23 protein-coding genes and 1 pseudogene are annotated in these 26279 nt (G+C 34.4%); 6 read left to right on the forward strand and 18 right to left on the reverse strand.

Features of this window, described 5'->3' with window-relative positions:
• Positions 1-22: 22 nt before the first annotated feature.
• Positions 23-808, reverse strand: coding sequence for a 2,3-dihydro-2,3-dihydroxybenzoate dehydrogenase (gene dhbA / locus MNO09_RS19235; protein ID WP_001020439.1), 786 nt, complete (start codon positions 806-808; stop codon positions 23-25).
• 627 nt (positions 809-1435) lie between these two features.
• Complete coding sequence (locus tag MNO09_RS19240) at positions 1436-2638, reverse strand: L-lactate MFS transporter (protein WP_088107142.1); 1203 nt, start codon at positions 2636-2638, stop codon at positions 1436-1438.
• 481 nt (positions 2639-3119) lie between these two features.
• Here MNO09_RS19240 and MNO09_RS19245 point away from each other — a divergent pair, with 481 nt between their 5' ends.
• Positions 3120-3305 carry a YkvS family protein gene (locus MNO09_RS19245; RefSeq protein WP_000646791.1) on the forward strand — a complete coding sequence of 62 codons (186 nt, stop codon included), beginning with the start codon at positions 3120-3122 and terminating at the stop codon, positions 3303-3305.
• Positions 3306-3363: 58 nt separating this feature from the next.
• Here the strand turns inward: MNO09_RS19245 and MNO09_RS19250 are convergent, their stop codons facing one another.
• Entirely contained in the window at positions 3364-3663 is a 300-nt protein-coding gene (locus tag MNO09_RS19250; RefSeq protein ID WP_000214798.1) for an ArsR/SmtB family transcription factor, read from the reverse strand.
• Between the two features lie 330 nt (positions 3664-3993).
• Between MNO09_RS19250 and MNO09_RS19255 the strand changes: the two genes are divergently transcribed.
• Positions 3994-4167, forward strand: a complete 174-nt coding sequence (locus MNO09_RS19255; protein WP_001142748.1) for a hypothetical protein — start codon at positions 3994-3996, stop codon at positions 4165-4167.
• A 123-nt stretch (positions 4168-4290) separates the two neighbouring features.
• On the opposite strand, the gene MNO09_RS19260 is transcribed toward MNO09_RS19255, so the two are convergent.
• The 4 genes from MNO09_RS19260 to MNO09_RS19275 all read right to left on the reverse strand — a co-directional run bounded on the left by MNO09_RS19260 (position 4291) and on the right by MNO09_RS19275 (position 9230).
• Positions 4291-7380, reverse strand: a complete 3090-nt coding sequence (locus MNO09_RS19260) for an AAA family ATPase (protein ID WP_088107141.1) — start codon at positions 7378-7380, stop codon at positions 4291-4293.
• Positions 7377-8534, reverse strand: a complete 1158-nt coding sequence (locus MNO09_RS19265; RefSeq protein WP_000765143.1) for an exonuclease SbcCD subunit D — start codon at positions 8532-8534, stop codon at positions 7377-7379. Before MNO09_RS19265 ends, MNO09_RS19260 begins: the two co-directional genes overlap by 4 nt.
• Before the next feature lie 15 nt (positions 8535-8549).
• Positions 8550-8789 (reverse strand): DUF2584 family protein, encoded by a 240-nt coding sequence (locus MNO09_RS19270; protein ID WP_000667347.1) that lies wholly within the window; start codon positions 8787-8789, stop codon positions 8550-8552.
• A gap of 183 nt (positions 8790-8972) precedes the next feature.
• Positions 8973-9230 carry a hypothetical protein gene (locus tag MNO09_RS19275; RefSeq protein WP_001119403.1) on the reverse strand — a complete coding sequence of 86 codons (258 nt, stop codon included), beginning with the start codon at positions 9228-9230 and terminating at the stop codon, positions 8973-8975.
• 316 nt (positions 9231-9546) lie between these two features.
• Here MNO09_RS19275 and MNO09_RS19280 point away from each other — a divergent pair, with 316 nt between their 5' ends.
• Together MNO09_RS19280 and MNO09_RS19285 are read left to right on the forward strand one after the other, a co-directional pair.
• On the forward strand, positions 9547-10602 hold the full coding sequence (locus tag MNO09_RS19280; protein WP_000134917.1) for an enoyl-CoA hydratase/isomerase family protein: 1056 nt from the start codon (positions 9547-9549) through the stop codon (positions 10600-10602).
• 224 nt (positions 10603-10826) lie between these two features.
• A complete protein-coding gene (locus MNO09_RS19285) occupies positions 10827-11459 on the forward strand; it encodes a LysE family translocator (RefSeq protein ID WP_000572332.1) in 633 nt (210 codons plus the stop codon).
• 70 nt (positions 11460-11529) lie between these two features.
• Here MNO09_RS19285 and MNO09_RS19290 read toward each other — a convergent pair whose 3' ends face one another.
• The 8 genes and pseudogenes from MNO09_RS19290 to MNO09_RS19325 all read right to left on the reverse strand — a co-directional run bounded on the left by MNO09_RS19290 (position 11530) and on the right by MNO09_RS19325 (position 21169).
• Positions 11530-12990 carry a CoA-acylating methylmalonate-semialdehyde dehydrogenase gene (locus MNO09_RS19290; protein WP_088107140.1) on the reverse strand — a complete coding sequence of 487 codons (1461 nt, stop codon included), beginning with the start codon at positions 12988-12990 and terminating at the stop codon, positions 11530-11532.
• Between the two features lie 22 nt (positions 12991-13012).
• Positions 13013-13903 (reverse strand): NAD(P)-dependent oxidoreductase, encoded by an 891-nt coding sequence (locus MNO09_RS19295; RefSeq protein WP_088107139.1) that lies wholly within the window; start codon positions 13901-13903, stop codon positions 13013-13015.
• A gap of 16 nt (positions 13904-13919) precedes the next feature.
• Positions 13920-15629 carry an acyl-CoA dehydrogenase FadE gene (locus tag MNO09_RS19300; RefSeq protein WP_000416018.1) on the reverse strand — a complete coding sequence of 570 codons (1710 nt, stop codon included), beginning with the start codon at positions 15627-15629 and terminating at the stop codon, positions 13920-13922.
• Positions 15630-15783: 154 nt separating this feature from the next.
• Positions 15784-16692, reverse strand: a complete 909-nt coding sequence (gene prpB, locus MNO09_RS19305; protein ID WP_000312656.1) for a methylisocitrate lyase — start codon at positions 16690-16692, stop codon at positions 15784-15786.
• A gap of 18 nt (positions 16693-16710) precedes the next feature.
• Positions 16711-18147 carry a 2-methylcitrate dehydratase gene (prpD, locus tag MNO09_RS19310; protein WP_000598118.1) on the reverse strand — a complete coding sequence of 479 codons (1437 nt, stop codon included), beginning with the start codon at positions 18145-18147 and terminating at the stop codon, positions 16711-16713.
• Positions 18148-18245: 98 nt separating this feature from the next.
• The gene (gene mmgD / locus MNO09_RS19315; protein WP_002096629.1) at positions 18246-19367 is read right to left on the reverse strand and encodes a citrate synthase; all 1122 of its coding nucleotides are present in this window, start codon (positions 19365-19367) and stop codon (positions 18246-18248) included.
• A gap of 397 nt (positions 19368-19764) precedes the next feature.
• A pseudogene (locus MNO09_RS19320) lies at positions 19765-19955 on the reverse strand (hypothetical protein); the annotation flags it as partial.
• Between the two features lie 68 nt (positions 19956-20023).
• Positions 20024-21169, reverse strand: coding sequence for an MFS transporter (locus tag MNO09_RS19325; RefSeq protein WP_000440677.1), 1146 nt, complete (start codon positions 21167-21169; stop codon positions 20024-20026).
• A 237-nt stretch (positions 21170-21406) separates the two neighbouring features.
• Between MNO09_RS19325 and MNO09_RS19330 the strand changes: the two genes are divergently transcribed.
• Positions 21407-21688 (forward strand): hypothetical protein, encoded by a 282-nt coding sequence (locus MNO09_RS19330; RefSeq protein WP_088107138.1) that lies wholly within the window; start codon positions 21407-21409, stop codon positions 21686-21688.
• Between the two features lie 72 nt (positions 21689-21760).
• Here the strand turns inward: MNO09_RS19330 and MNO09_RS19335 are convergent, their stop codons facing one another.
• Complete coding sequence (locus MNO09_RS19335; protein ID WP_088107137.1) at positions 21761-24268, reverse strand: PBP1A family penicillin-binding protein; 2508 nt, start codon at positions 24266-24268, stop codon at positions 21761-21763.
• Between the two features lie 465 nt (positions 24269-24733).
• Here MNO09_RS19335 and MNO09_RS19340 point away from each other — a divergent pair, with 465 nt between their 5' ends.
• Complete coding sequence (locus MNO09_RS19340) at positions 24734-24943, forward strand: KTSC domain-containing protein (protein WP_000977084.1); 210 nt, start codon at positions 24734-24736, stop codon at positions 24941-24943.
• 68 nt (positions 24944-25011) lie between these two features.
• On the opposite strand, the gene MNO09_RS19345 is transcribed toward MNO09_RS19340, so the two are convergent.
• Together MNO09_RS19345 and MNO09_RS19350 are read right to left on the reverse strand one after the other, a co-directional pair.
• Positions 25012-25224 (reverse strand): YqaE/Pmp3 family membrane protein, encoded by a 213-nt coding sequence (locus MNO09_RS19345; RefSeq protein WP_000990228.1) that lies wholly within the window; start codon positions 25222-25224, stop codon positions 25012-25014.
• A 208-nt stretch (positions 25225-25432) separates the two neighbouring features.
• Entirely contained in the window at positions 25433-26092 is a 660-nt protein-coding gene (locus MNO09_RS19350; protein ID WP_001069867.1) for a DUF6944 family repetitive protein, read from the reverse strand.
• Positions 26093-26279 lie beyond the last annotated feature (187 nt).

The raw sequence follows: 26279 nt of genomic DNA on the forward strand, positions 1-26279 counted from the left end.
TTAAAACCTCCTGAATTTTTTATTAAACTCCTAATGTAGCTCCGCCATCGACACATAAATTGTGCATTGTAATATGACTCGCTTTATCAGAGGCTAAAAACAATACTGCTTCAGCAATTTCTGAAGGTTGTGCAATTTTTTGTAACGGAATACCGAGTCTATATGTATTTTGAGAACCAGCAATTATATTTTCAGCTCCATTCTCATCAGCCCATAATAATCTTTGCATTTCAGTTTCAGTAGAACCTGGAGAAACTAAGTTACAGCGAATATTGTATGCTGCAAGTTCTAACCCTAAACATTTCATAAACATCGTCGTTGCAGCTTTTGATGCAGCATACGCAGCCATCTCCATTCTCGGAGTATTTGCCGCATTTGAGCCAACTGTAACAATTGCCCCTGACTTTCTTTGCATCATATATTTACTTACTGCTCGGCACATATAGAAAACTCCTGTAGAATTTACAGAGAATGTTTTATTCCAATCTTCATCACTTAAAGAGTGAATCGCTCCCATACGTAAAACCCCTGCAACATTTACTAATATATCTATCGGTGCTATATCATTTTCAATCCGTTCTACTACTTCTTCAACAGCGGCACTATCACTCACATCTAAACGAAAGGTTTTCACACGTGTTTCATTTAATTCATTTTCATTTAAGAGTACGTTTAACCCCTCTTCAGTTTGATCAGCCCCAATAACTGTAGCTCCTCTTTCTAAAAACATGTTTGCTACAACACTACCTATACCTTGCGCTGCACCAGTTACTAAAACCGTTTTCCCATCAAATTCCCCTATGTTCATTTCCTCTATCCTTTCATTTGAAAATTAATCTAATTAAACAAATAATGATAATGATTATCATTATTGATGTAAAAAATAATACACTTACTAAACTAATTGGTCAAGTGTACTTTTCATCAAAATATTATTCATTGATAATGTTTTTCATTTAATATTCTTACACCGAAATGATAATCTTTCTCAATAAACTTGTCAACCTATTTTTATTTTTCAGATAAAATAATTTAATGATTCTCAACACAATTACATCTAAAAGCATTAATAAGTACTTACATTACACATTTAATTCATACTCCTCTTTTTAAACTTGTAGAAGACTAACTGTAGATACCTTCCTTTACAAAGCCTTATCAAAAAACCAAGTATATATTTTCTCAACATTTTTCTGAAAATATATCTTGCAATTACTGATGTATGTCTTGTTTATAATTTAAGATTTAAGACGTATTTCGAATATGATGTATCATTTTTTGATATTCCAATATAATCCAAATAGGCATTTCACTCACTTTTTTGTCTCAAAAAATCCCAAATGTTATATAACCTCGTTACAATCATTCATAAAAAAAGCACCCTATTTAATAGGATGCTTTTTCGTATTTATAGTGTGATAGAAGATTTATATACTTATGCTACGCTGCGATACTCTTCTTCTTGTTCTTTTTTCTGCTTAGGTGCTTGAATTAAAATTGCGATAACAAATGATACGACACATAATACACCGATCACCATGAAGGTTGGTTTGAATCCACCTAGAAGTGCACCGATAAAGGAACCTGCAAGTGCTCCAAATCCAAATCCTTGATACACAATCCCGTAGTTCTTACTATGGTTTTTCATACCGTAGAAATCACCAACGATAGCTGGGAAAATAGTGATATTTCCACCAAAGCAAAACGCTACGCTTGCTACACATACGAAGTAGATACCATAATTTAAATCTACGAAACTTAAAACCAAGACTGAAGCTGCCATAACAACAAATGTACCAGTAACGATTTTTAAACGGCCGATTTTATCTGATAACGGTCCTAAAATAATACGACCTAATGTATTGAAGATTGCAACCATAGCCACCGCATTAGCTGCTGTCGCTGCGCTAAGCCCTACAAGTTGAACACCAATGTCTTTTACCATACCAATTAAGTATAAGCCACTCATACATGATGTAAATAACATAATAAATAATAAGTATACTTGTTTTGTGCCTAACATTTCTTTCGTTGTATATTCCTGAGTTTTTGTTTCATGAACTGCTCCTTGATCTGCAGCTTGATGGATTAAACAAGCACCAAGGACAATCATAGCTGTAACAATTAAACCCCAGTATATAAACGCTTGTGATACACCAACTGATTCAATTAACTGTGCGTTAACGTATTTAAAGATTAAGCTACCCGAACCATATGCAGAGACAGAAATACCAGCAATTAAACCTTTACGCTTTGGAAACCACTTTATTAAATTGGATAATGAAGTGATATATGCTGTACCATCTGCATAACCTACAACAACCCCTGCTAGTACATAAAGCAATATTAATGAGGAAGCTTGTGAACTAAGTATTAATCCTAGTCCTAATGCTAGTCCAGCTATCATAATAAGTTTACGCAGTCCCCATTTTTCTTGCAATTTACTCGCAAATAAAGTTGAAAATGCTAAGGAAAGACTAGTAATTGAGAAAGTTATAGCAACAGCGTTTAGGCTCCAACCGTATTTACTAACTAAAGGCTGATTGAATAAACTCCATGTATATATCGTCCCAAGTCCCATTTGTACTATGACTGTGCCAAGGACAACAAGCCATGGATTAACTTTTGATTTTTTCATATCATTCCGCCTCCTCTTTCTATTTCAATGCTATTAGCTAAATTTTCTTTTTTTATGTTCATATTGGTCACCTCATTTGATTTAACACCTTCATTGTATAAGATGTCCCCGCTTATGTAAGCACTTACAAGATAGAGCGTCAAAAATATGGAATCAGTTACAGAAAACGAAGGTCGAAATACAAAAAACGAATTATTAAATACGTAAGTAGCTATTATAATGTTTTGCATCAATACGACTTACAGCTGTTTTATCATCTCTCTTTATAAAAATTATGTCTCAAGTTATACGATACCTATATTGCGATATTTCGATTTACCTATGCAAACAAAAAAAACTATTTTCACACTACGATGCACTTTATTTTTTATAAAATAAAAAATATTTTATTGATAAATAAAACTAAATATTCACTAATATATCTATACGTGGTTTAATATATATAATAAAAAAATATTTCTGTCTTTAATGAGGAGGTACTATGAAAGCAAACGTAGGGGATACTATACTTTTTCAACGAAATAATTTAAAGATTACAGGATCTGTATTAAAACTTTATACTGAATCGGTCTTAGTTGAAATTACAAATGTAAGCGGTGGTACTTTTGAATTTGATCGAACGATTGTAAATCATAAAAACTATAAAATTTTAAATACGAATACATAAAACAACAAAAAATAGCCCCTGCTCACCAGCAGCGGCTATTTTATATGAAAATACTTCATTAGTTTATATATCCTAAAACACTTACAATCTTACTCGCTTTTAAATTATTAATATGATAATAAATTTCTAAGCCCCTTCTCTCAGCTCGTAACACTTTACCTTTCATTTTTGATAAATGTTGCGAAACAGTCGATTGTGGAATATTTAGTAATTCTGTTAATTGCGTTACATTACATGTTTTTCTCGTACTTAATTCATTTACAATTTGTAATCGGATTGGGTGAGCCATAATTTTTAAAATATCTACATCTTCTTCTGAAACTAAACTTTTTCTCATTTCACTCGTATATGTTGTCATAAGACATTCCCCTTTTATATGAATTTCTCTTATTTAGATCTATTTCCAAAATATTTAAAACTCCGACAAGAAACCTTTATATAAAAATAATAGAATTTTAAATTTTTAAAAACAGAACGAAATACAATTCACTTTATTTATTTGGTACATATACATAATACAATGTTAATATGTGCTCTATGTGAAGTTAGCATATATTTATAATGAAGATTTTTCAAACAATTCACATCTAACTATATACTTCCTCATAATACTATCCAGTGATTTTAACATATTTTAGGCGTTTGTATATACTATCTACAAAATAAATGTTGTTTAGGGGGATTTCAAATGCCAACAATGTTACAAGAAGAAGTTGAAGAAGCGCGCGAAACATATGTCAGTCGTATCATATTGGTCGGTGGATCAGCTTTATTTTTAGTAGGTGGTGTTATCTCGGCAATTTCGGCCTTTAAAACATATAATCGCTTGGAAAATACACCGCCTTCTACAGATAACTCTTAGGTGAATTATTTAATTCTGAATAACAAACAAATGCCGTCTCTAAAAAGAGACGGCATTTGTTTGTTCATAAGTTCTTTACTAGAAAATCGCAAACAATACTTTGTGCATGAATTACAATTGAACTTACTTCACCACAAACTTCGTCTGACTACAACCATCCTTCTGCTTCGTTACTTCTAATACAGCCGGCATTGCGTTTTTCAGCTCTTGAACGTGTGAAATGACACCGATAAATCGGCCTGATTTTTGTAAGTCAATTAAGGCGTCAACTGCTTTTGTTAATGACTCCTCATCTAATGAACCAAAACCTTCGTCGATAAACATCGTTTCGATGGAAATACCACCTTCATACGATTGAATGACGTCTGCCATTCCAAGCGCTAAACAAAGTGATGCATTAAATTTCTCACCGCCAGATAATGTTTTTACATCGCGTGTTTGACCTGTATATGCGTCGTATACATCTAAGCCTAATCCACTTTGACGATTTCTCTTCTCAACTCGTTCACTTCGTTTTAAATAAAATTGTCCATTTGATAATTTACGTAATCGTTCGTTTGCAATTTGAACAATTTGTTCTAAATACTCAATTAAGATGTAACGTTCAAATGATATACGGCTTTCGTTATCACCTTTCATTACTTCATATAAATCAACAAGTTCTTGGAAAGCTTTTTCTTCCTCATGAATTTGTTCATCAATTCGTCTAATGTTTTCATGTAAATCAGAAATATATGTTACCGCAGTTTGCGCACGTTGGCGTTTTTCTTTTATTATATCGAGATTAATTTGTAATTCTATTATGTGTTCACCTAACGCCGTAATATCCATGTACTCTTTATCTTTTAATTCAGCATGTAACTCTTCAATTTGTTTTGCAAGCACTTCAAGAGATGAATAATAACTTTGAATTTCTTTTTGTAACATCTCCATCTCAATATCACTTAATTTAGCTTCTTTATACGTGGATTGATCTGTAAATCCGCTCTGTTCAAGCTCTTTCATAAAGCGCGTAAACGTCTCTTCTTTCTTTAATTTTGTACTTTCAAATTGATTAGAAGCACTTTCCTGTTCTGCTTGAATTCGTATATTTTCATTTTGCCAATGTTGATACGCTTCCTGCACTTTCTTCCATTCGTCCTCCATTAATTTGAGTTCATGCATAGCTTGGTCAAACTGGACTTTCCAAGCTTGGACTGTTTGTAAGTTTTCAGGAATATTTTTCTTATCATGTTCATATGACGTACGAAGCTGCATACACTCCATTTCTATACGGTGCTGCTCTGTTTCTACCTCACGCTTTTGCTTTTGAAGTGCATCTATTTTTTCTTCTACGCTTTTTATATTCACAGCAGTTTGCTTACGCGTTTCTTCGCTTGCTTTTAACGTATTCACTTCAGTTGCTAATTGCTTTCCCTTTTGAACAAGCGCACTATATGTTTCAACTAATTCTTCCGAGCGATAGCCTCGCTTCTTAACATCTTCTATTACCTGCTCATATTGAAGATGATAGAAATTCCATTTCTCCTCTAATTGAACATGTAACTTTTCAGCAATATTCTTCTTGTCTCTTAAATCATTTAACTCATTTTCATCGATCGCATTACTTTGTTCTATAGCTTTTTTCGGATGGTTCGTACTACCGCATACTGGACAAGATCCACCATCATGTAAATGAAGAGCTAATATACCAGCTTGTTCACTTAACCAGCGGCGTTCCATATTTTCATATGCGTTCACTGCCATTTGCATCTTATTGTATGCCGCTTCTTTTTCGTTCTCGAATTTTTGTTTTTCTTGCCAAACATCATATGCTTGCTTTAAAACTTTTGCATCTTCTCGCATATTCGTTAGTTCTTCTACTTTAGCTACATATTGCTCAAGTGCTCGTTCTAATTGCTGTAATTCACCAGACATTAGCTGTTTTTGATTTGTATGCTCCTCTAATTGTCGATCTAAGTTTTGCATACTTTCTTTTAGTTTCCCTACTTGAAGTTCTGCATTTTTTAAATTCAATTGTTTCTCAGCCAATGATGCAATAATCGGTTGTAACTCTTCTAATCTTTGAACAAGTTTTTTTGCATTTTCTCTCTCAGGTTCTTTATTCTTTACTGCTTCATATTTCTCCTGAGCAAGTTCAAAGCTACTCGTTATATTTTCTTTTTTGGCGATTATTTGTTTTAACAAACTTTCAGCCTTCTGCTCATTTTGCATTGCTTCTTCATACCATTGTTCAAATGGTAATAAGCGCTTCGCTTCTTCCGCACGTTTAAAAGATGTTTCTTTCATTTCAATAACGGTACGATTTTCCTGTAAAGTATTATATTTCTCATTCTTTTGTTGTAAATCTATAAATTTCTCATTTACAGATTTCGCTGTATGAAAACGAGTTTCAGCATCTTTTAATTGCTTCGTTTGAACATCTTGTTCTAGTTGTAATTGCTCAACCTCTACCTTATACGCAGCTGTTTCTTGTTCTAATGCTTCTACTACTTGATGCGTGTTTACATGTTCTTGTTCCACTAATGTCTCTAATAATGCTCCATCGCGGATTGGTAATTTAAAAACATTACGGAAGTATAACTCTCGCTCTTTCTGCTTTTCTTGTAAAACGTCTTTCCATTGTTTTCGTTTTTGATCAAGTAACTCACGCATTAACTTATAACGATCCGTTTTAAAAATTCGACGTAAAATTTCTTCTTTGTTTTCTGTCTCAGATGTTAATAGTTTTCGGAATTCCCCTTGTGGTAACATAACAATTTGGCTAAATTGATGTTTACTTAAACCAATTAAATCTTCCACTTTTTTATTTACATCCGTTACATGGAAACGATCAACAGCTGGAACATTTTCTTCATCAATCACTTCATATAGTTCTACTGCATGTCCCGTAATTGTCTTGTTCCCTTGTTTTTTATGTCCAAGTTGTCGTTTTATTTCATAACGTTTCCCTTTTAACTGAAAGGTTAGTTCTACACTTGTATACATATTATCATCAGCAAATTGACTGCGAAGCATGCTCGTATCACTACGTTCTTCTCCGCTTGCCTCACCATATAACACATAACAAATCGCATCAAAAATCGTTGTCTTTCCAGCTCCTGTATTCCCAGAAATGGCGAAAATACGATGATCTCCAAGATCGTTAAAATCGATTACTTCTTTCTGTTTATATGGCCCAAATGCTGTCATAATTAGCTGAATCGGTCTCATCCTCGTTCACCTTCCCGTTCTTGCACTGTTTGTAGTACTTCTACAAATAGACGTTCTTTCTCTTCTGATAAATCTAAGCCTTTCATTTCTTTATAAAAAGCCTTTAATAACGATAAATCATCCGTTTTATGTCTTGAAACAGTTACTTCATTTGACTCTGTGAACTCTCGTCTTTGAATAGATCTTTCAACATGCATTGCATTTGGATATACAGAGCGTATTTTTTCCATTGGCTGCAAGACAGGATTTTCATCTAATAATTTTACAAACACGTAATCTTCACTTACTGGATGTTGTAATAATTCATCTATTTTCGCTTCTACTGTTCGCATTTTACGACGTGGTGCAAGTAACCTTTTTTCAATTGTTGCTTCACCTTGCTCGTCCAGTTCCACCTTATAATATCCTTTTTTATGTTTTTCTTCAGAAATAGAATATGCAAGTGGAGAACCTGAATATCGAATTGTCTCATTACGTACGAAATGCGCTTGATGTAAATGTCCAAGCGCTGTGTAATGAAACTTATCAAAATAATGACTATTTACGTATTCAGCACCACCAATTGAAAGTGGTCGTTCTGCATCACTTGTATTCTCTTCCGCTTCTCCCGCAGAAGTCACAAATGCATGACCAACAAATACGTGTCTTGCTTCTTTATCCATCGTTTCAGAAAGCTCATTCATAAAAATACGCATCGCATCATCATGAGAACGTACATCTTCGTTTTTCAAAACATGTCTAACTATGCTTGGATCCGCATATGGAACGAGATGGAAGTGAACCTCGCCATATTCATCATTTAATATAATTGGCTCATATGGAAATTGAAATTGTCCCACAATAAATAATCCTTGTTTCTTCATTAAACTACTTCCAAAATGAATACGATCTGGACTATCATGGTTTCCTGCAACCGCAATAACTGGTGTTTGTAAATCAATCACTATTTTTTGTAAAACATCATTTAATAAGTCTACTGCTTCCGTAGGTGGAATTGCTCGGTCATATAAATCCCCTGCAATAATTACGGCATCTGGTTTTTCTTCTTCAACAGCTTGTACAAACTGATCTAATACAATCTTTTGATCTTCAGTCATATACACGCCATGAACGAGCTTTCCTAAATGCCAATCCGCTGTATGAAATAACTTCATAGTTTCCTGCTCCTTTTAATTTACTGATTTTAGTGATACGAGTTGATAGTTTATTGTAGTTTTTCCGTTTTCCCACTCTAACTTTTGTATCATTGCACTACCAATTCTTTCTTCATTTGATTTATATAAAGGCAATATTTCTTGAACTGTAAATAAGTGATAACCATCCAATTTTAATTGAAATATGTTTTCTTCTATATGTAATCTTACTTCTTTTTCATTTGAAATAATTTTTGTGTGCATCTCAAATTTCATGACAGATACAACCCCTTTTTCTAATCTCTACACTATTAATAGTATATTGGCTATGCAAGATTGACAAGTAAATACACGGCAAAGTACACACTTTTCTATCGCTATATGTTTTTTATTTTTACATATAATACGGTATGTGAAATTTTATTTATTGTAAAAATAAAAATGTCTAATATGACATCTTTATTTTTGTATAAAGTCTTTCATTACATAATATAAAACTGTAATGAAAACGATCGCTACAAAAAATGAAAATACTGCGATAATGTACCCATCCTTATTTAATAAAATGCAAAAAGAAATAGATATGATAAAAATCGGAAATACAAGTCGTACTTTATCCTTCACTTCCTCTGTCGTATCTGTATGATGAAAATACTGCGTTATCCCTATCATTAAAGAAGACAAAATAATCAGCGACAATAGTAAAGGTCCTGGCATTCCGATTTCTCCTTTCTCTATTTCTAATGAAAAGCAATTTTTCTTACATCATAATCACTTCAAATACTCTTTTTGAAGTGATTATGCACAATTTATACATATATAATAGCGTGTTTATCATGAAAATTTCAAATAATTACAATTACAGTAATGTTGTAATATTCATTTTCAACCTCAGAAATCCTGCAAATATATCTCGTCAAAATATGCGGTATACAAATTAACACGTACCGTCAACTTTAGACAAAATTTATAAAGGACATTTCAATACGTATCAAGAATTAAGAATAAGAAGATATGTAAGGGAGGATGAATTATGACTGAACACGTTTTATTTTCTGTTAGTGAAAACGGCGTTGCATCAATTACTTTAAACCGCCCAAAAGCACTTAATTCTTTATCTTATGACATGTTACAACCAATTGGGCAAAAACTGAAAGAGTGGGAAAATGATGAGCGAATTGCGCTTATCGTATTAAAAGGAGCTGGCACAAAAGGTTTTTGTGCAGGCGGCGACATTAAAACTCTTTATGAAGCGCGTTCAAATGAAACTGCATTGCAGCATGCGGAACGTTTTTTTGAAGAAGAGTATGAAATTGATACATATATTTATCAATATAAAAAACCGATCATCGCTTGTTTAGATGGAATTGTAATGGGCGGTGGTGTCGGTCTTACAAATGGTGCGAAATATCGAATTGTAACTGAGCGTACGAAATGGGCAATGCCAGAGATGAACATCGGCTTCTTCCCAGATGTCGGTGCTGCTTATTTCTTAAATAAAGCTCCAGGGTTTGCTGGCCGCTATGTTGCTTTAACAGCATCTGTTTTAAAAGCTTCTGACGTATTATTTATAAACGCTGCTGATTACTTTATGACATCTGACTCATTACCAAATTTCCTTACTGAACTTGAAAGTGTAAATTGGCATAAAGAAGATGATGTACATACTAATTTAAAAGAAGTCATTGGTACATTTGCAACTGCTCCAAACTTAGAAAGCGAGCTTTCTCCTTCATTAGAAGAAATTAATTCACATTTTGCATTCGATACAATTGAAGAAATCACCCATTCATTGGAGAAAGCTCAAAGTTCCTTTGCTTTAAAAGCGAAAGAAACGCTATTATCAAAATCCCCTATTTCATTAAAAGTAACATTAAAACAATTTATTGATGGACAAGATAAATCCGTTGAAGAATGTTTCGCTACCGACCTTGTACTTGCTAAAAATTTCATGAGACATGAAGATTTCTTCGAAGGAGTACGATCCGTTGTCGTTGATAAAGATCAAAATCCGAATTATAAATATAAGCAATTAAGTGATGTTTCAGAAGAAGATGTAAATCGGTTCTTTAACTTACTTAATGCATAAGGTGAAACATTAATAAGTGGGGGCTCATTACCCGCTTATTATTAGCCCTCACCGCTCGTCCGGTCATGCGGGATAAAATTGAGGCTATATAGTAGTGGAATTCCACTACTATATAGCCTCTTTCTCATTTAATATTTTTTAATAAAATTTAATTTTATTAAATCAAAATGTATGCTACACTATTTTTAATCAAATATTCTAAAAATAAAAAAGGAGGAGCAACTATGATTGAAAATTATTTTCTTTTCATCATTATGTCTATTTGTCTTATTATTTTACCCGGTCCTGATACTGCAATGGCGACGAAAAATACATTGGTTGCTGGTAAGGTGGGTGGAGTGAAAACTGTGTTCGGTACATGTGTTGCACTTTTAATTCATACTTTAGCAGCAGTAATCGGACTTTCCGCAATTATTGTAAAGTCAGCGCTTTTATTTTCTATTTTCAAGTACGTTGGAGCTCTATATTTAATTTATATTGGCATTAAAGCCCTTTTAGCGGTAAGAAACAAAGAAGGCTTTAATACGAACGATATATCTTTAAATAATGAAGATGAACACACTTCTTGCTTTCGCCAAGGGTTTCTTACGAATTTATTAAACCCTAAAGTTGCAGTCTTCTTTTTAACCTTTTTACCGCAATTTTTAAATCCAAATCATAATACGTTTATCCAACTTCTCGTAATGGGTCTTACTTACCTCGTTTTAACAGTTATTTGGTTCGCTTTTTATATATTTTTAATTGATAAAATTAGTGCTTTTATGAAAAAACCGAGGACGCAACGTTATATTCAAGGCTTAACAGGAATCGTCTTAATTGGTTTTGGTATTAAACTAGCTTTTGAAAAAAATAATTAACAAGACGAAAACCACCACTATTAATAGTGGTGGTTTTCATTTAACAACTGATTTGGCTGTTTACTCTCTATTAAAACCAGCGCTCAGTTACAACTTTTTTACGTGTATAGAATTGAACGCCATCTGTACCATTTGTACCTAAATCACCAAAGAAGGAAGCTTTATTTCCTGCAAATGCGAAGAATGCCATTGGTGCTGGAACGTTTACGTTTACACCGATCATACCAGCATCGATATTATCACGGAACGTTTGTGCATGTTTACCATTTGAAGTATAAATAACCGCGCCATTTGCAAATTTAGATTGATTTGTTAATTTAATACCTTCTTCTAAATCTTTAACTCGTACAATGCTTAATACTGGAGCAAAAATTTCATCTTGCCAAATTTTCATTTCTTGATTTACACCATCAAAGATTGTCGCACCTACAAAGTAACCTTCTCCAACTTCTTCCTTAACTTTACGGCCATCTACTAATAAAGTTGCTCCATCTGCTACACCGCTATTAATATAGCCTAATACGCGCTCTTTATGAGATTCACGAATTAATGGTCCAACATAATTATCTTCGTGGAAACCGTCACCTACTTTTAATTTCTTCGTCTCTGCTACTAGTACGTCGATGAATTCATCAGCAATTTCATCCACTACTGCTACTACTGAACATGCCATGCAGCGCTCTCCACTACTTGCGAATGCAGATCCAATTACACCTTGCACTGTTTTCTCAAGATTGCAATCTGGCATTACAATCGCATGGTTTTTTGCACCAGCTAACGCTTGTACACGTTTCCCGTGTTTCGTACCTGTTTCATACACGTAACGAGCTACTGGCTCAGAGCCAACGAACGAAACAGCTTGAATATCTTTACTTTCTAAAATGCTATTTACAACATCTTTTCCGCCTTGTACTAAATTTAATACCCCTTTTGGAAAACCAGCTTCATAGAATAACTCTACAAGTCGCTCTGCTAAAAGTGGCGTTCTTTCAGATGTTTTTAATACGAACGTATTACCGCAAGCAATTGCAAGTGGGAACATCCATAATGGAATCATCATCGGGAAGTTAAACGGTGTAATACCAGCAACAACTCCAATTGGATAGCGCCAAATCGATCCATCAATGCCGCTAGCAATATTCGGAAGAGCTTGTCCCATCATTAAATTTGGTGCTGATGTTGCAAGTTCTACCGCTTCAATCCCGCGCTGCACCTCACCAGTTGCATCCGTTAATGTTTTACCATTTTCTAGCGTAATGATTTTAGCAAGCTCTTCTTTGTTTTCTTGTAAAATATGTAAATATTTGTATAATTGTCTTGAACGATTCGGAACTGGTACTTTAGACCATGTTTCATATGCTGCTTTTGCCGCTTCAACAGCTTTTTCAACATCTTCTTTCGGAGATAGCGGAACGTAAGCGATAATTTTTCCAGTCGCCGGATTCGGAACTGCTTCTACTTCTGTACCAGTAGATTCTACCCACTCACCATTAATATGATTTTTTACCCGTTTAATTTCAGTTGTAATCATTGTATTCTCTCCTTTTTATGATTTATTTTTGATTAGAAATTAATTGTTCACTAACTTTCTTATATAAAGCAGCCATATCGTTTTCGCCATACCCAGCTTCACTTGCTTCTTCATATACGTTTAATAGCATCTCGCTAACTGGTAAGTGCAGTTCGCTTTCTTTCGCTAAATCTACTGCAAATCCTAAATCTTTCTTTAATAAATTCACAGTAAAGCCTGGATCGTAGTTTTTAGTTGCAATGAAACTTTTATAATTACGCTCATAAATTCTACTTTGACCGTAACTTACATTTAAAATATCAAACATTTTATCTAAATCCATATTATTCTTTTTCGCTAATGTTAAAGCTTCACTCACACCAGCTGTATAAAAACCAATTAATAGGTTATTAATTAATTTAACTGTTGTGCCACTATCAATCTGCTCACTAACATGGAAAACATTCGCGCCTAGTACGCCCATGATCAATTCCGTTTTCTCATATACTTCTTTCGATCCACCAACCATAAACGTTAATGTACGGTTTTCGGCTCCAATTACCCCACCACTAACAGGTGCTGCTAAAAAGTCTACTTTCTTTTCCTTTGCAGCTTCCTCTAACTGTTTGTTTAATTGTGGAGATACAGTACTTGTATCAATTAAAACTACATTCGAGTGGCTATTTTCAAACAATCCTTCTTCCCCAAAATACACCGCTTCAACAGCGCGAGGTGAAGGTAAACTTGTAAAAATCACATCGCATGTTTCTGCTAGTTTTGAGATTGATAAGCCAATAATTCCTCCTTCATTTTCAAAGGAAGCTTCAGCCTCTTTATTTAAATCCACACCGTATACTGTGTAACTTGATTTAACTAAATTTTTAGACATTGGAAGACCCATGTTACCTAAACCGATAAAGCCAATCTTTTTCATATCGCTTTCCTCCTATTTACACAATATACTTTCCGCGATTTATAATAGCTTTCGCAATTTCTCTCTTTTTCGTAAACACGTTCGTGTATAAAGGCACTAATAATTGACGAATTTCAGCTAGAATTACGTGTCTATCTTGTTCTTCTGTGACAGCCGCTGAAAGTATAGAAATCGCTGCTTCTTCTACTTTACGATAGCCCTCTTCACAAATAACGTCAGTTATCATTTGTTTCGTACGCTCTTTCTCTTCACCATTTTTACTAATTGCTTTACTCGTACGTAAAAATGCTGATTCCATGACGTACACGTCCGTTAACATATTTGATAATACACGTGAATATTCTTGTTCTTGGTCAATTTTTAACCCTGGAGTTTTAGAGAGCGTTTTCAAAGATTGTTTCAACAATTTTTTCGCTAATAAAATGTAACGATGGTTTCTTTCAACATTTGCTACATCAACTTCTACTTCAGTATCTTCAATTTTTTCCATTTGCTTCATTAACATTTTAGCAACTGTTAATCTATTAATTTCGTTCGTTCCTTCAAAAATACGACTAATTCTAGCGTCACGATATAATCGTTCTACCTCGTACTCTTGCATATAACCGTAACCACCATGAATTTGTACAGCTTCATCTACGATATGACCAAGTGTTTCAGAAGCATTTACTTTATTAAGTGCACATTCAATTGCAAATTGAGACATTTTCTTCATAAGATCTTCATCACTCTCATGAATTGCTTCATCAATTACACCTGCTGTACGGTAGGCTGCACTTTCTGCTCCATATGTAGCAATGATCATATTTGCAATTTTCTCTTGAATCATCGTAAAATCTACTAATTCCGTTTGGAACTGTTTTCGCTCTTTTCCATATTGTACCGACAGACCAATTGCTTGTTTTGCCGTTCCAATATTTCCAAAAGCCAGCTTTAGTCTAGCGAAGTTAAGAATATTAAGAGCTACGTGATGCCCTTTGCCAACTTCCCCTAAAACATTTTCAGCAGGGATGACAACATCTTCTAAAATTAGAGTAGCCGTTGAAGAACCTTTAATCCCCATTTTCTTTTCTTCTAGTCCAATGGATACACCTTCACATGTTCTTTCGACAATAAACGCTGTCATTCCTTTATTTGTCTTCGCAAAAACAACGTATACATCTGCCATATGAGCATTTGTAATCCACTGCTTCTCACCATTTAACTTCCAAGCAGTACCATCTTCATTTAATACTGCACTCGTTTTTGCACTTAAAGCATCAGAACCAGCATTTGGCTCAGTTAAAGCATAAGCCCCAATCCATTCTCCAGACGCAATTTTCGGCAAATATTTTTCTTTTTGTTCTTTCGTTCCGTAATATATGTAAGGCAATGTACCTACACCAGCGTGTATATTAAAGGAAACGCTAAATGCACCAGCATATCCCATTTTTTCTGCTACAAGCCCTGAAACTGCCTTTCCTAACTCAAATCCGCCGTACTCTTCTGGGACTTCGATACTTAATAATCCAAGTTCTCCAGCTTTCTCAAATAATTGACGAGAAACTTTATAATTATGTTGTTCAATATTCTCTATTTGTGGAACAATTTCTTGTTTAACGAATTGTTCTGTCGTTTTTGCGATTAAATCTTCATCTCCTGAAAAATCTTCTGGCGTAAAGAAAGCATGATTCACATCTTTATTAAGTGAAAAAAATTCATCCCACGGTAACTTCGTTTTCTCCATCTGAATCCCCCTATCATTTCGGCCTTACTTGCTACTACGTATGCTCGTCTACGATGAGTGGAATTTCTTATTTTTGAAAACAGAAGGCGATGAATTGTCACATCAAGCAGTTCGTTTTGCCAAAGATGTATTCTCATCGCCTTAGTTGTTTTATCTATTGATCCTCTGATAATACTGTTTTTGCAATTCCAGTATCTAATTCTTCAAAGTCATGATATGAAATTGTTTCATATAACTCACTTCTCGTTTGCATACTTGAAAGTGCATCTTTTTGAGAACCTGTTTCCTTAATTAAAGTAAACACATTCTCATATGCTTTCGCTGCAACACGAAGTGAAGTTACAGGATAAATAACTATTTGGAAGCCCATATTTGCAAATTCCTCTGCACTATAATACGGCGTTTTCCCGAACTCAGTCATATTCGCAAGTAAAGGGGCATTTACTTTACTATTAAATAGACGGAACTCTTCTTCTGATTGAAGCGCTTCAGGGAATATTGCATCTGCACCTGCTTTTACATAAGCGTTCGCTCTTTCGATTGCTTCATCTAAGCCTTCTACACCGCGAGCATCTGTACGTGCCACAATATATAAGCTTGGTGCAACTTCTTTAATCGCTTTAATCTTTTGAACTAATTCTTCTGTAGTAACGAGTTTCTTACCATTTAAATGTCCACATTTCTTCGGTAATTGTTGATCTTCAATTTGAACAGCCGCAACTTTTGCTTCCACCATTTCTACTGCTGTTCTCGCTACGTTTAATACACCGCCAAATCCTGTATCAATATCAACAAGAACTGGTAAATCTGTAGCTCTTACTAGATCTCTTGCTCTTACTGCTACTTCAGTAGACGTCACGATTCCTAAATCTGGTAGCCCTTTACTTGCAGTATAAGCAGCTCCCGATAAATATAAAGCTGAAAAACCTGTATTTTTCGCAACAAGAGCAGCCATTGCATCATGAGCACCTGGAATTTGCAAAATCCCATTTGCTTCTACTAAAGCTCGGAAGCGATTCGCAAGCTCCTCTTGTGTTGACTGTTTATTCACAACCCAAGCCATTCTAAATTCCCCCTATTATTAATTTAAGAATAGATCTACAAATTCGTTTACATTCATATTTTCTAGTTTTTCTTCATTTAGACAAACTTCATGAATTTGTTCTTGTTGCTTACTAGAATAATGACCTGCCATATTTGCAGTGAACTTTTGAACAACTTTTGGAATTGCTTCGTCTCTACGGAAACGGTGACCAAGTGGATATTCACATTCCACATTTTCTGTTACAGTGCCATCCTTGAAATGAACTTGAACAGCGTTGGCGATTGAGCGCTTGTTCGGGTCAAGGTAATCTAAACTGTACTGTTTGTTTTCAACAACAACCATCTTATTACGTAATTCATCTACACGTGGATCATTTGCTACTACATCCTCATAATCATCCGCAACGATATCTCCTTTTAATAAACCGATTGCCGTAATGTATTGTAAGCAATGATCACGATCAGCTGGGTTATTTAATGGACCTTCTTTATCGATAATACGAATTGCTGATTCATGAGTTGTAATTGTAATACGGTCAATTTCATCTAATCTTTCTTTAATTTCTGGATGTAATTTCACAGCACACTCTGCAGCTGTTTGTGCATGGAATTCTGCTGGATATGAAACTTTAAATAATACATTTTCCATTACATAAGACTCTAATGGTCTTGCTAACTTTAATTCTTGTTTATTAAATAATACATCTTGGAATCCCCAACCTGGTGCAGATAATGCTGTTGGATAACCCATTTCACCTTTTAGAGCAGTCATTGCAAGATGAACACCGCGACTTGTTGCATCACCTGCTGCCCATGATTTACGTGAGCCTGTATTTGGTGCATGACGATATGTACGAAGACTAGAATTATCAATCCATGCATGTGATAATGCATTAAAGATTTCTTCACGTGTTCCGCCGAGCATTTTTGCAACTACAGCAGTTGTTGCTACTTTTACGTATAATACGTGGTCAAGACCGACGCGGTTTAAACTATTTTCTAAAGCAAGTACACCTTGAATTTCATGTGCTTTAATCATCATTTCTAATACTTCACGTACTTTTAATGGTTCTTTTCCTTCTGAAATACGAACACGGCTAATATAATCTGCAACTGCTAAAATTCCGCCTAAGTTATCAGATGGATGTCCCCACTCTGCTGCAAGCCAAGTATCGTTATAGTCTAACCAACGGATCATACATCCGATATTAAATGCACCTTTCACTGGATCAAGCACATATGACGTACCTGGTACACGTGTACCATTTGGTACGATTGTTCCTGGTACAACTGGTCCTAGTAATTTCGTACACTCTGGATATTGTAGTGCTAAAATTCCGCATCCAAGTGTATCAAGTAATACGTAGCGAGCAGTACTGAATGCTTCTGCACTAGTTACCTCTTTATTTAATACATAATCCGCAATTTCTTCTAATAATGCATCTTTTTGTTTAATTTCATTTGTTTTAATCATACTATTCTTCCCTTTCTGTCGAAAATTCGTTATTATTAATGATGGGTGTCGGTCAAACACCCATCTAGCGGGCGGCGCTAACAACTCCCGAGTTGTTCTTATTTACTAAGTACATGTCGCTCGCCAACATAATTTACACGTGGACGGAACAATCGATTGTTCGCATGTTGCTCAATTACGTGCGCACATAGTCCCACTGTTCTAGAGCTAAAGAAGATTGGTGTGTAAAGTTGAATTGGAATACCAAGCATCCAATATACTGGAGCTGCATAATAATCAAGGTTCGGATAAATTCCTTTTTCCTTCTCCATAATCTTTTCTCCAGCTTCACACATTTCATATAGTGTATAATCACCTTTTACATCACATAACTGCTTTAAAGCTTCCTTCATCATCAGTGCTCTTGGATCCATCTTCTTCATGTACACACGATGTCCAAAGCCCATAATTTTTTCTTTGTTATATAATTTCTTCTGTAACAACTCTTCAAACTTCTCAACATTACCAGCTTCTAACAGCATGTACATAACCGCTTCGTTCGCACCACCGTGTAAGCTACCTTTTAAAGATGCAACTGCCCCTGTTAAAGCACCATATAAGTCCGATTGCGTTGATGCAATAACGCGCGCTGTAAATGTAGAGTTTGGCATTTCATGTTCACTATATAAAACAAGGGAACGATCAAAGATCTTCTCCTCAAGTTCAGTTGGTTTTTTACCTGTTAACATATAGAAGAAATTCGCGCTATATGATAATTCTTGAAGAGGCTGGATTGGCTCTTCATTATTTAAAATATGATAGCTATTCGCTACAATGTTTGGTACTTTGCTCAATAATTTGTACCCGCGGCTTTTGTTTACTTCTAACGAGCGGTTTTCGATATCATTATCGTAACCAGCTAATGCGGACACACCTGTACGCAATCCATCCATCGGGTGCGTTTCTTTCGGTAATGCCTTTAATACGTTGAATACACCTTCTGGTACCGCGTATTCTTCTTTTAATTTCTTTTCAAGTTGTGCTTTTTCATCCTCATTCGGTAGATGTTCTTCCAATAAAAGGTGCACAATATCTAAATACTCTTTTGTTTTTGAGAGTTCGATTAAATCATACCCTTGAATTACAATTTCACCTTTCACTGTGTCAAGAAACGAAATTTTCGTCTCCGCTGCCACTATACCATCTAATCCCGGGGAAAATTTTTCTTTAGCTTTCATCATTATTTCCTCCAATCCTAATAGATCTTCGTGCACATAACTGTAAGCCTTTACAAATTCGTGAAACTACATTTCTATTTCAATGTATCAGAGTTTTTAGAAGATTTCAATTTATTTTATAATGATAAGTTTCCTATACTTTTACCGATGTAACAATACAATTTTTCAAAAATAATTTTCACATTTTATAAAGAAAGGACTGACTTCTTTATGTGTCTTATTAAAACAAAATATAAGGATGACTCAGAAAATCCCACAGAATATATCATTCAACCAATTTTTTTAAGAAAATAAAAAAAAACGAGCTGTACACATATACAACTCGTTTCTACATGATATTTATTTCACTATCTCATCAATATAATTCTTATATAAAACTTATTTATTTTTAAAAAAGTTATTATTTCACATAATTAAATTGAATTTCTTCCGTTTCCTCATAGTAACATTTAACTAAATGATAGTTTTTAAAGTACCAAAGATTATAAACATCTCCCAAAATAGAATGACTTCTTTCTCAACTGACACGATTTCCCCATCTGATTTCTCAGAAACTATCCCTAAAGAATAGTCCGGCTGAATTGAACTATTATTATGTTATCCTTTAACCATTGTAAATCGTTAAGTTCAATTGAAATTTTCCTCTTTGTTACTCCCGTTTACGCAAATTCTTTTTTACCTAATCGCTGTTTTACAAAAATGACAAAAATAATGAAAGCGATTAGTCCTGAAATTGCACTACCTGCAAATAAAATACGGTAACCAAACATTTGCGAAACAACTCCAAGTAAAATCGCACCAAGTCCAATCCCTAAATCAAATGCAGTAAAGAATGAAGCGTTAGCAACTCCTCTTTTACTCGGATCAACAATTGTAAGCATCGCTGCTTGTAATGCGGGCTGTGCTGAACCGAATCCAACACCGTATAATGCAGCTGCGATAACTACCCCTATTAAACTATTTGAAATCGTTAATACAACTATCGCGATAATCGTAATACATAGTGCCGGGAGTATAATAAATACTTCTCCATACTTATCTAATAGTTTTCCTGAAATTGGTCTTACAATCGTTAAAGCAACTGCATATACAAGAAAGAATGTCCCAGGATTCACATCGATTGAAGATGCAAATAGCGGTAAAAACGTCGTAATTCCTCCATATGCAAATGATAAAAAGAAAACTACAATTGTAATGGATAGAACCGATTTTTCAAACAACTGCATTTTCCCTTTTTCTTTTTGTGGTGTGAATGGCATTTTCGTCATGAACGATAATAGGACTGCCATAAAGGATAAAAGAGTTGCCAACAAGAATAGGCCGTGAAATGAATAATGTTGTACAACCGATAATCCAATCATTGGGCCGATTGCCATTGCAATTGTCATAGCCATCCCGTACCAACCCATACCTTCACCACGGCGTGAATCTGGAATAATATCAGTTATCGCTGTTCCAACAGCTGTTGTAGAAACAGCCCATGTCACCCCATGAATAACCCGTAAAACAGCTAAAAGAACAATAGTCGATGCTAAATTATAAGAATACATCGTTATCCCAAAAAAGACGAGTCCGAAAATAATAAAAGATCTTCTCCCATATTGATCTAACATTCCTCCGATAATCGGTCGTATTACAACTGCTGCTATTGTAAACATTCCCATCATAAGTCCAACTTGTGATTCATTGCCGCCTATCTCTTTAATAAAGAGCGGGAGCGTTGGTACAAGTAAATAAAATCCTGTAAATAAAAATAACATTGCGAAAGTCATTTGAATAAATGATTTCGTCCATAATCGTTCCATTAAAATTCCTCCATAAACACGTATATTCTTGCAATTAACACCTCCATTTTACATTTTCTTAGTCCCTTTTCCCTCCGTAAATAGACGTAACTTTTTATAATAAATGGTCCACCATCAATATAAATTGGTCTTACAACTTTATAAGTATACATTAGCCTAAAGTCCTATCTATATGTACCTTTATACGCGTGAAAAGAATATACTACTTTATTATCACAACTTAGGAGTGATTATGTTATGTGGGTATCTTCAAGAGTAACAGCCGTCGTTCCTTCGACTCCTGGGATACACGTTCCAGCCGTTCATACAGCTAGTTCCGATGTAGGAATTGAACTTCCTGCAACTTGGCAACAATATCAAATTCCAGGTCAAGTTACTCCCTCATTTTGGCATCATGGCGCACATCCAAGTAATACTACCTTTCAAAGTCACAGTTATCCTCCACTACCCCAGGCTCAAGTTTTTTATCATTTTCCTTCCATTTATTTTCAAAATTTCTATGGTACTTTTAACATTTAAACGAAAAAAGCACTTAAGATTTGTAATGTTTACAAATCTTAAGTGCTTTTTAATATTATTCATAAAATTTTCTTATTGTCCATTATTAGCAGGAGCTTCTCCTGCATTCCCACCAGTCTCTGGTTGTGTGGTCGCTGGTGGAGTTGTATTTCCTTGACCTCCCCCATTATTTGCTGGAGGTGTCGTATTTCCTTGACCTCCTCCATTATTCGCTGGAGGTGTTGTATTTCCTTGGCCTCCTCCGTTATTCGCTGGAGGTGTCGTATTTCCTTGGCCTCCTCCATTATTCGCTGGAGGTGTTGTATTTCCTTGGCCTCCTCCGTTATTCGCTGGAGGTGTCGTTCCTTGGCCATTTCCATTATTTTGTTCATTTTGTTTCTTTTCTTCTTCTTGTTTCTTTTGCTCTTCTAGTTTCTTTTGTTCTTCTTGCTTCTTAAGTTCTTCTTGTTTCTTTTCTTCTTGTTTTTTAAGTTCTTCTTGTTTCTTTAATTCTTCTTGCTTTTTCTCTTCTTCAGTTTTTTGTTGTTGATCTTGTTTTGGTTGTTCCGTTGTATCCGGTACGCTCGTATTTGGAGAAGAATCACGTTTTTCCCCTTTTATACGTAGCTCACTACCTTCTTGAATTACACTACTTGGCATTTTAAATCTTGATTTATCTGTAGCCATCTCGCTCATCATTTCTTTAAAGATCAACTGTGCAATTTTCGTATTTTTACTACTAATATACTCTTCTTTACCATCTTTCATATACCCAGTCCATACTGCCATCGTATATTGCGGCGTATAACCTGCAAACCAACTATCACGAGTTGCACTTTCTGGAATTTTATATTGAGCTAATTGTTTTGAAGCATAGTTTGTTGTACCTGTTTTTCCAGCTACATCTAAAGAACTTATATTTGCCGCTGTACCAGTACCTGATGTCACTACTGAACGAAGCATATCAGTAATCATATATGCTGTAGAGTCAGCTATAACTTGTTTTGGTTTTTGCTCAAAACTTTGTGACTTGCCGTCTGGATAAACTATTTTCTTAACAAAATGCGGTTTTGCATACTTTCCACCATTTCCAAATGTCGCATAAGCACCCGCCATTTCAGTTGGCGATACTTCGTTTGTACCAATAGCTGTAGATTCTGCCAGCGGTTTATTAAATGTAATACCTAATTTCTCAGAGAATTCCTTTGATTTATTAAGTCCTACTTCTTTCGCAGTTTTAACTGCTGGAACGTTACGTGACATTTTTAACGCTTCACGCATAGTAATTGGGCCTAAATGAGTTCTGTCCGCATTTCGAAGTTCTTGTCCAGTTGAATATTTAAATGGAGAGTCATCAATTTGATGATACGTAGCCCATTTTAAGTATTCAATTGCAGGACCGTAATCAAAGATTGGCTTCATAGTTGAACCAGCTGCACGATCTAATTCAATTGCCATATTATGCCCTTTAAATACTGCTTTATTTTCACCGCGCCCACTACCTATAGCACGAACTTCTCCTGTTTTCGTGTCCATAAATGTGAAAGCACCTTGGAATTTATCATTTGGATAATTAATAATATTTGTATTTAAAATATTATCAGCTAATTTCTGTGCATCTGGATCCAAAGTTGTATAAATTTCTAAACCATCAGATCCAATATTAGCATCGGGTAATTCTTTTTCTACTTCTTTCACAACTGCATCCATAAATGCAGGGTATGGCATTGCTTGAAGTTCAGTTGCAGGTTTAAGACCATCTGTTACTGAAACTTTTGATGCTTCTTCCATTTCTGCCTTTGTAATATAACCATGTCGGTTCATTAATTTTAGTACAACATCTCTTCTTTCTGTTGCCCTTTGAACATTTTCTGGTTTCGATGGATCATAGTTATTTGGTGCTTTCGGTAAACCTGCAAGCATCGCAACTTCTGGTAATGTTAAATCTTTCAATTCTTTACCATAGTAGTTTTGTGCTGCTGTTGCGATACCATATGAACGGTTTCCTAAATTAATTTTATTTAAATACATTTCTAAAATTTCATGTTTTGAATACTGTTGTTCTAGCTTATACGCTAAATATATTTCCTGAACTTTACGTTTTGATGTTTTTTCCATCGATAAGAAGTAGTTTTTAATAACCTGTTGCGTTATTGTACTTCCACCTTGTGAGCCGTAATCTCCTTTAAGACTCACCAACACAGCACGGGCAGTACCTTTAAAGTCTACTCCACTATGCTCATAAAAACGTGCATCTTCAGTTGCTAAAAATGCATTTTCTACTAATTTAGGAATTTGATCATACGTAACATTCGTCCGTTTTTCTTTCCCGTATTCATATACCAAATCGCCATTTTTATCATAAATTTTTGAGGATAACGGATTAACAAGTTTTGCTTTCTCAAGTTTTGGTGCGTCCTTAATCATTACGAAGAAGGTAGCAACCCCCGCCACTAAACCAACAATACCAAGTAATAAACAAGTAATTAAAAACTTACGAAAGAACGATGTTTTCCCTTTTGGTTTTTGTGTTTTAGAAGCTGGCTGTTTTTTCTTTTTAACTTGTCGTCGCTCCTCTCGAGAACGATAATTTTCTGACATGTTACTTTCTCCTGCCTTTCAATTCTCCCGTTGATTTACTTAAAAATATTGAGGTCACTTTCTAAACTGAATTTAATTAAGAAAGTAAATTGACCTGGAGCATTCAATATTTTCCTAATTCACAGATTATAAATTTTAGAATTCTTCTTATGCAAACTATTTTCACTTCTATTTTCCTAATAATGCTGCCCCTTGAAGCATAGAATGTAAAAAGTGAATTTTTCATACCTCGTATAAATAATATACCTTTTTTTCAAATGGTCAATATTTTCTTATTTATAAATCAAAGGTGAAATAAAAATAGCACAACGATATGTACTTCGTGTGAACTTCCTTATCATTACGTATAACGAACATTTAATATATTGTATATAAGTATAATACCTCTTTAATTATAAGGATTTCAACACCACAACCTCAACATCTACAAGAAATTATTAAAAATGAAAAGTGAGGAGTTGCATAATGATGAAGCTATCTCCCGTGAGTTCTAAAAATATTGTTGCTGTTGGCTATAATCCTTTTTCTATGATTTTACGCATTCAATTAAGGAATGGAATGTATGATTTCTTTAACGTGCCTGAAAACATTTACACCGGTTTATTAAGCGCACACTCTAAAACTAATTATCACAATACTTATATTAAAAATTCTTACCGCTATACTAAAATTTAAACTTAAACAGAATGAAAAAAAGAAAGGAGGTAGTCCCCCTTTCTTTTTACAATCATTTCACGACTTAGCTATCTTCTATTCCTCTTATTCATTTCATCATATGCTTCAATTTGTTTTTTTAATCTCCGGTCTGCTTTTTTATCATGTACAACTAATATCGCATGTATAACTCCTGGAACCCAAAATATTAATGTTAATAGGAAGTTAATTATTGCTTGAAATGGTTTTCCACAAAATAATACGGCTACTGGTGGTAGTAGAATTGCCAATAAATACATCATCTCTTGAAAACTCCTTGTTTTGTATTTTTTATCTCTCTTCTTATCATACGCTCACAAAACCAATTATTTTTATATTTCATACATTCCAATTAAGCATAAAAAACTTTTCTACTCTTATATATTCTATTCAAATGCCTAAAAACCTACTACTTTAATCTTACCACGTATGTAAAATTGAAATCCCCCTTCCTTTATCAAATGTGTATTTTCACATTTTTATTTTTTCTAATCTTTCTTCTTTCTCTATTATAGTTAATCCAATCGCAGAAATAATAGTTCCTATTGCTTGTATCCAAATACCAATGAGTGCTATTATCTTCTCATTCTTCTTATCAACCATACTGTCTTCATTTTCTATTTCGTTCTTCGATACATTAATAATACCTTGATACGCCTGAAGTCCAGCACCTAAACTTTGCAAAGAATTACCTAGTATTATAATTCTCTGTATTGCTTTCATCTGAAGCAAAGCTGCTTCTACTCCTAAAAAAGCACCAATCGATTGTAAACTGTTCCCGATAATTATGAGATAATCATTCTCTTTCAATTGTTTATTTATATTAAAATATGTTCCTATTACATTTGATATATTCCCTAATGCTAATAATTCAATGCCCATTTTATCAAGCATTTCGCTTTTATTCTCCAAACACATATTTTGATTTTCTCTTTCAGCTTCATCTCCGGTATCATTACTCGCTATTATTTGTAATATATAACCGAGGGCTTGTAATGAGCTTCCTACAATTATAAGATCTGATTCAACTTTCTCTTCTCCAATAAATCCTCTTGTCGTCCCAATAGCCGCAGTAAGATTTCCTCCTACTTGAAACCATGCTCCTGTCACTTTTAAACCGCTTGGATTCATTTTTATCACCTATTTAGAAATTTTCTAGTGCTTTTTTCGCCATACACAAATGACATCCTTTATCTCATATTTATTTTCTATATGTAATTTTGTGCATTCTAAAATGTGTTAATCATACAAAAAAGCACCTTTAAGGTACTTTTTTTAGACAAAGCGTATATCACTGAAAATATGCTAATTAAAAGAT

This window comes from Bacillus sp. N5-665, from assembly GCF_022637375.2.
Lineage (GTDB): Bacteria > Bacillota > Bacilli > Bacillales > Bacillaceae_G > Bacillus_A > Bacillus_A wiedmannii.

Excerpts from the sequence above, each read along its gene's own strand:
- dhbA (WP_001020439.1), bottom strand. The coding sequence starts at position 808 with ATGAACATAGGGGAATTTGATGGGAAAACGGTTTTAGTAACTGGTGCA.
- MNO09_RS19240 (WP_088107142.1), bottom strand. The coding sequence starts at position 2,638 with ATGAAAAAATCAAAAGTTAATCCATGGCTTGTTGTCCTTGGCACAGTC.
- MNO09_RS19245 (WP_000646791.1), top strand. The coding sequence starts at position 3,120 with ATGAAAGCAAACGTAGGGGATACTATACTTTTTCAACGAAATAATTTA.
- MNO09_RS19250 (WP_000214798.1), bottom strand. The coding sequence starts at position 3,663 with ATGACAACATATACGAGTGAAATGAGAAAAAGTTTAGTTTCAGAAGAA.
- MNO09_RS19255 (WP_001142748.1), top strand. The coding sequence starts at position 3,994 with ATGCCAACAATGTTACAAGAAGAAGTTGAAGAAGCGCGCGAAACATAT.
- MNO09_RS19260 (WP_088107141.1), bottom strand. The coding sequence starts at position 7,380 with ATGAGACCGATTCAGCTAATTATGACAGCATTTGGGCCATATAAACAG.
- MNO09_RS19265 (WP_000765143.1), bottom strand. The coding sequence starts at position 8,534 with ATGAAGTTATTTCATACAGCGGATTGGCATTTAGGAAAGCTCGTTCAT.
- MNO09_RS19270 (WP_000667347.1), bottom strand. The coding sequence starts at position 8,789 with ATGAAATTTGAGATGCACACAAAAATTATTTCAAATGAAAAAGAAGTA.
- MNO09_RS19275 (WP_001119403.1), bottom strand. The coding sequence starts at position 9,230 with ATGCCAGGACCTTTACTATTGTCGCTGATTATTTTGTCTTCTTTAATG.
- MNO09_RS19280 (WP_000134917.1), top strand. The coding sequence starts at position 9,547 with ATGACTGAACACGTTTTATTTTCTGTTAGTGAAAACGGCGTTGCATCA.
- MNO09_RS19285 (WP_000572332.1), top strand. The coding sequence starts at position 10,827 with ATGATTGAAAATTATTTTCTTTTCATCATTATGTCTATTTGTCTTATT.
- MNO09_RS19290 (WP_088107140.1), bottom strand. The coding sequence starts at position 12,990 with ATGATTACAACTGAAATTAAACGGGTAAAAAATCATATTAATGGTGAG.
- MNO09_RS19295 (WP_088107139.1), bottom strand. The coding sequence starts at position 13,903 with ATGAAAAAGATTGGCTTTATCGGTTTAGGTAACATGGGTCTTCCAATG.
- MNO09_RS19300 (WP_000416018.1), bottom strand. The coding sequence starts at position 15,629 with ATGGAGAAAACGAAGTTACCGTGGGATGAATTTTTTTCACTTAATAAA.
- prpB (WP_000312656.1), bottom strand. The coding sequence starts at position 16,692 with ATGGCTTGGGTTGTGAATAAACAGTCAACACAAGAGGAGCTTGCGAAT.
- prpD (WP_000598118.1), bottom strand. The coding sequence starts at position 18,147 with ATGATTAAAACAAATGAAATTAAACAAAAAGATGCATTATTAGAAGAA.
- mmgD (WP_002096629.1), bottom strand. The coding sequence starts at position 19,367 with ATGATGAAAGCTAAAGAAAAATTTTCCCCGGGATTAGATGGTATAGTG.
- MNO09_RS19325 (WP_000440677.1), bottom strand. The coding sequence starts at position 21,169 with ATGGAACGATTATGGACGAAATCATTTATTCAAATGACTTTCGCAATG.
- MNO09_RS19330 (WP_088107138.1), top strand. The coding sequence starts at position 21,407 with ATGTGGGTATCTTCAAGAGTAACAGCCGTCGTTCCTTCGACTCCTGGG.
- MNO09_RS19335 (WP_088107137.1), bottom strand. The coding sequence starts at position 24,268 with ATGTCAGAAAATTATCGTTCTCGAGAGGAGCGACGACAAGTTAAAAAG.
- MNO09_RS19340 (WP_000977084.1), top strand. The coding sequence starts at position 24,734 with ATGATGAAGCTATCTCCCGTGAGTTCTAAAAATATTGTTGCTGTTGGC.
- MNO09_RS19345 (WP_000990228.1), bottom strand. The coding sequence starts at position 25,224 with ATGATGTATTTATTGGCAATTCTACTACCACCAGTAGCCGTATTATTT.
- MNO09_RS19350 (WP_001069867.1), bottom strand. The coding sequence starts at position 26,092 with ATGAATCCAAGCGGTTTAAAAGTGACAGGAGCATGGTTTCAAGTAGGA.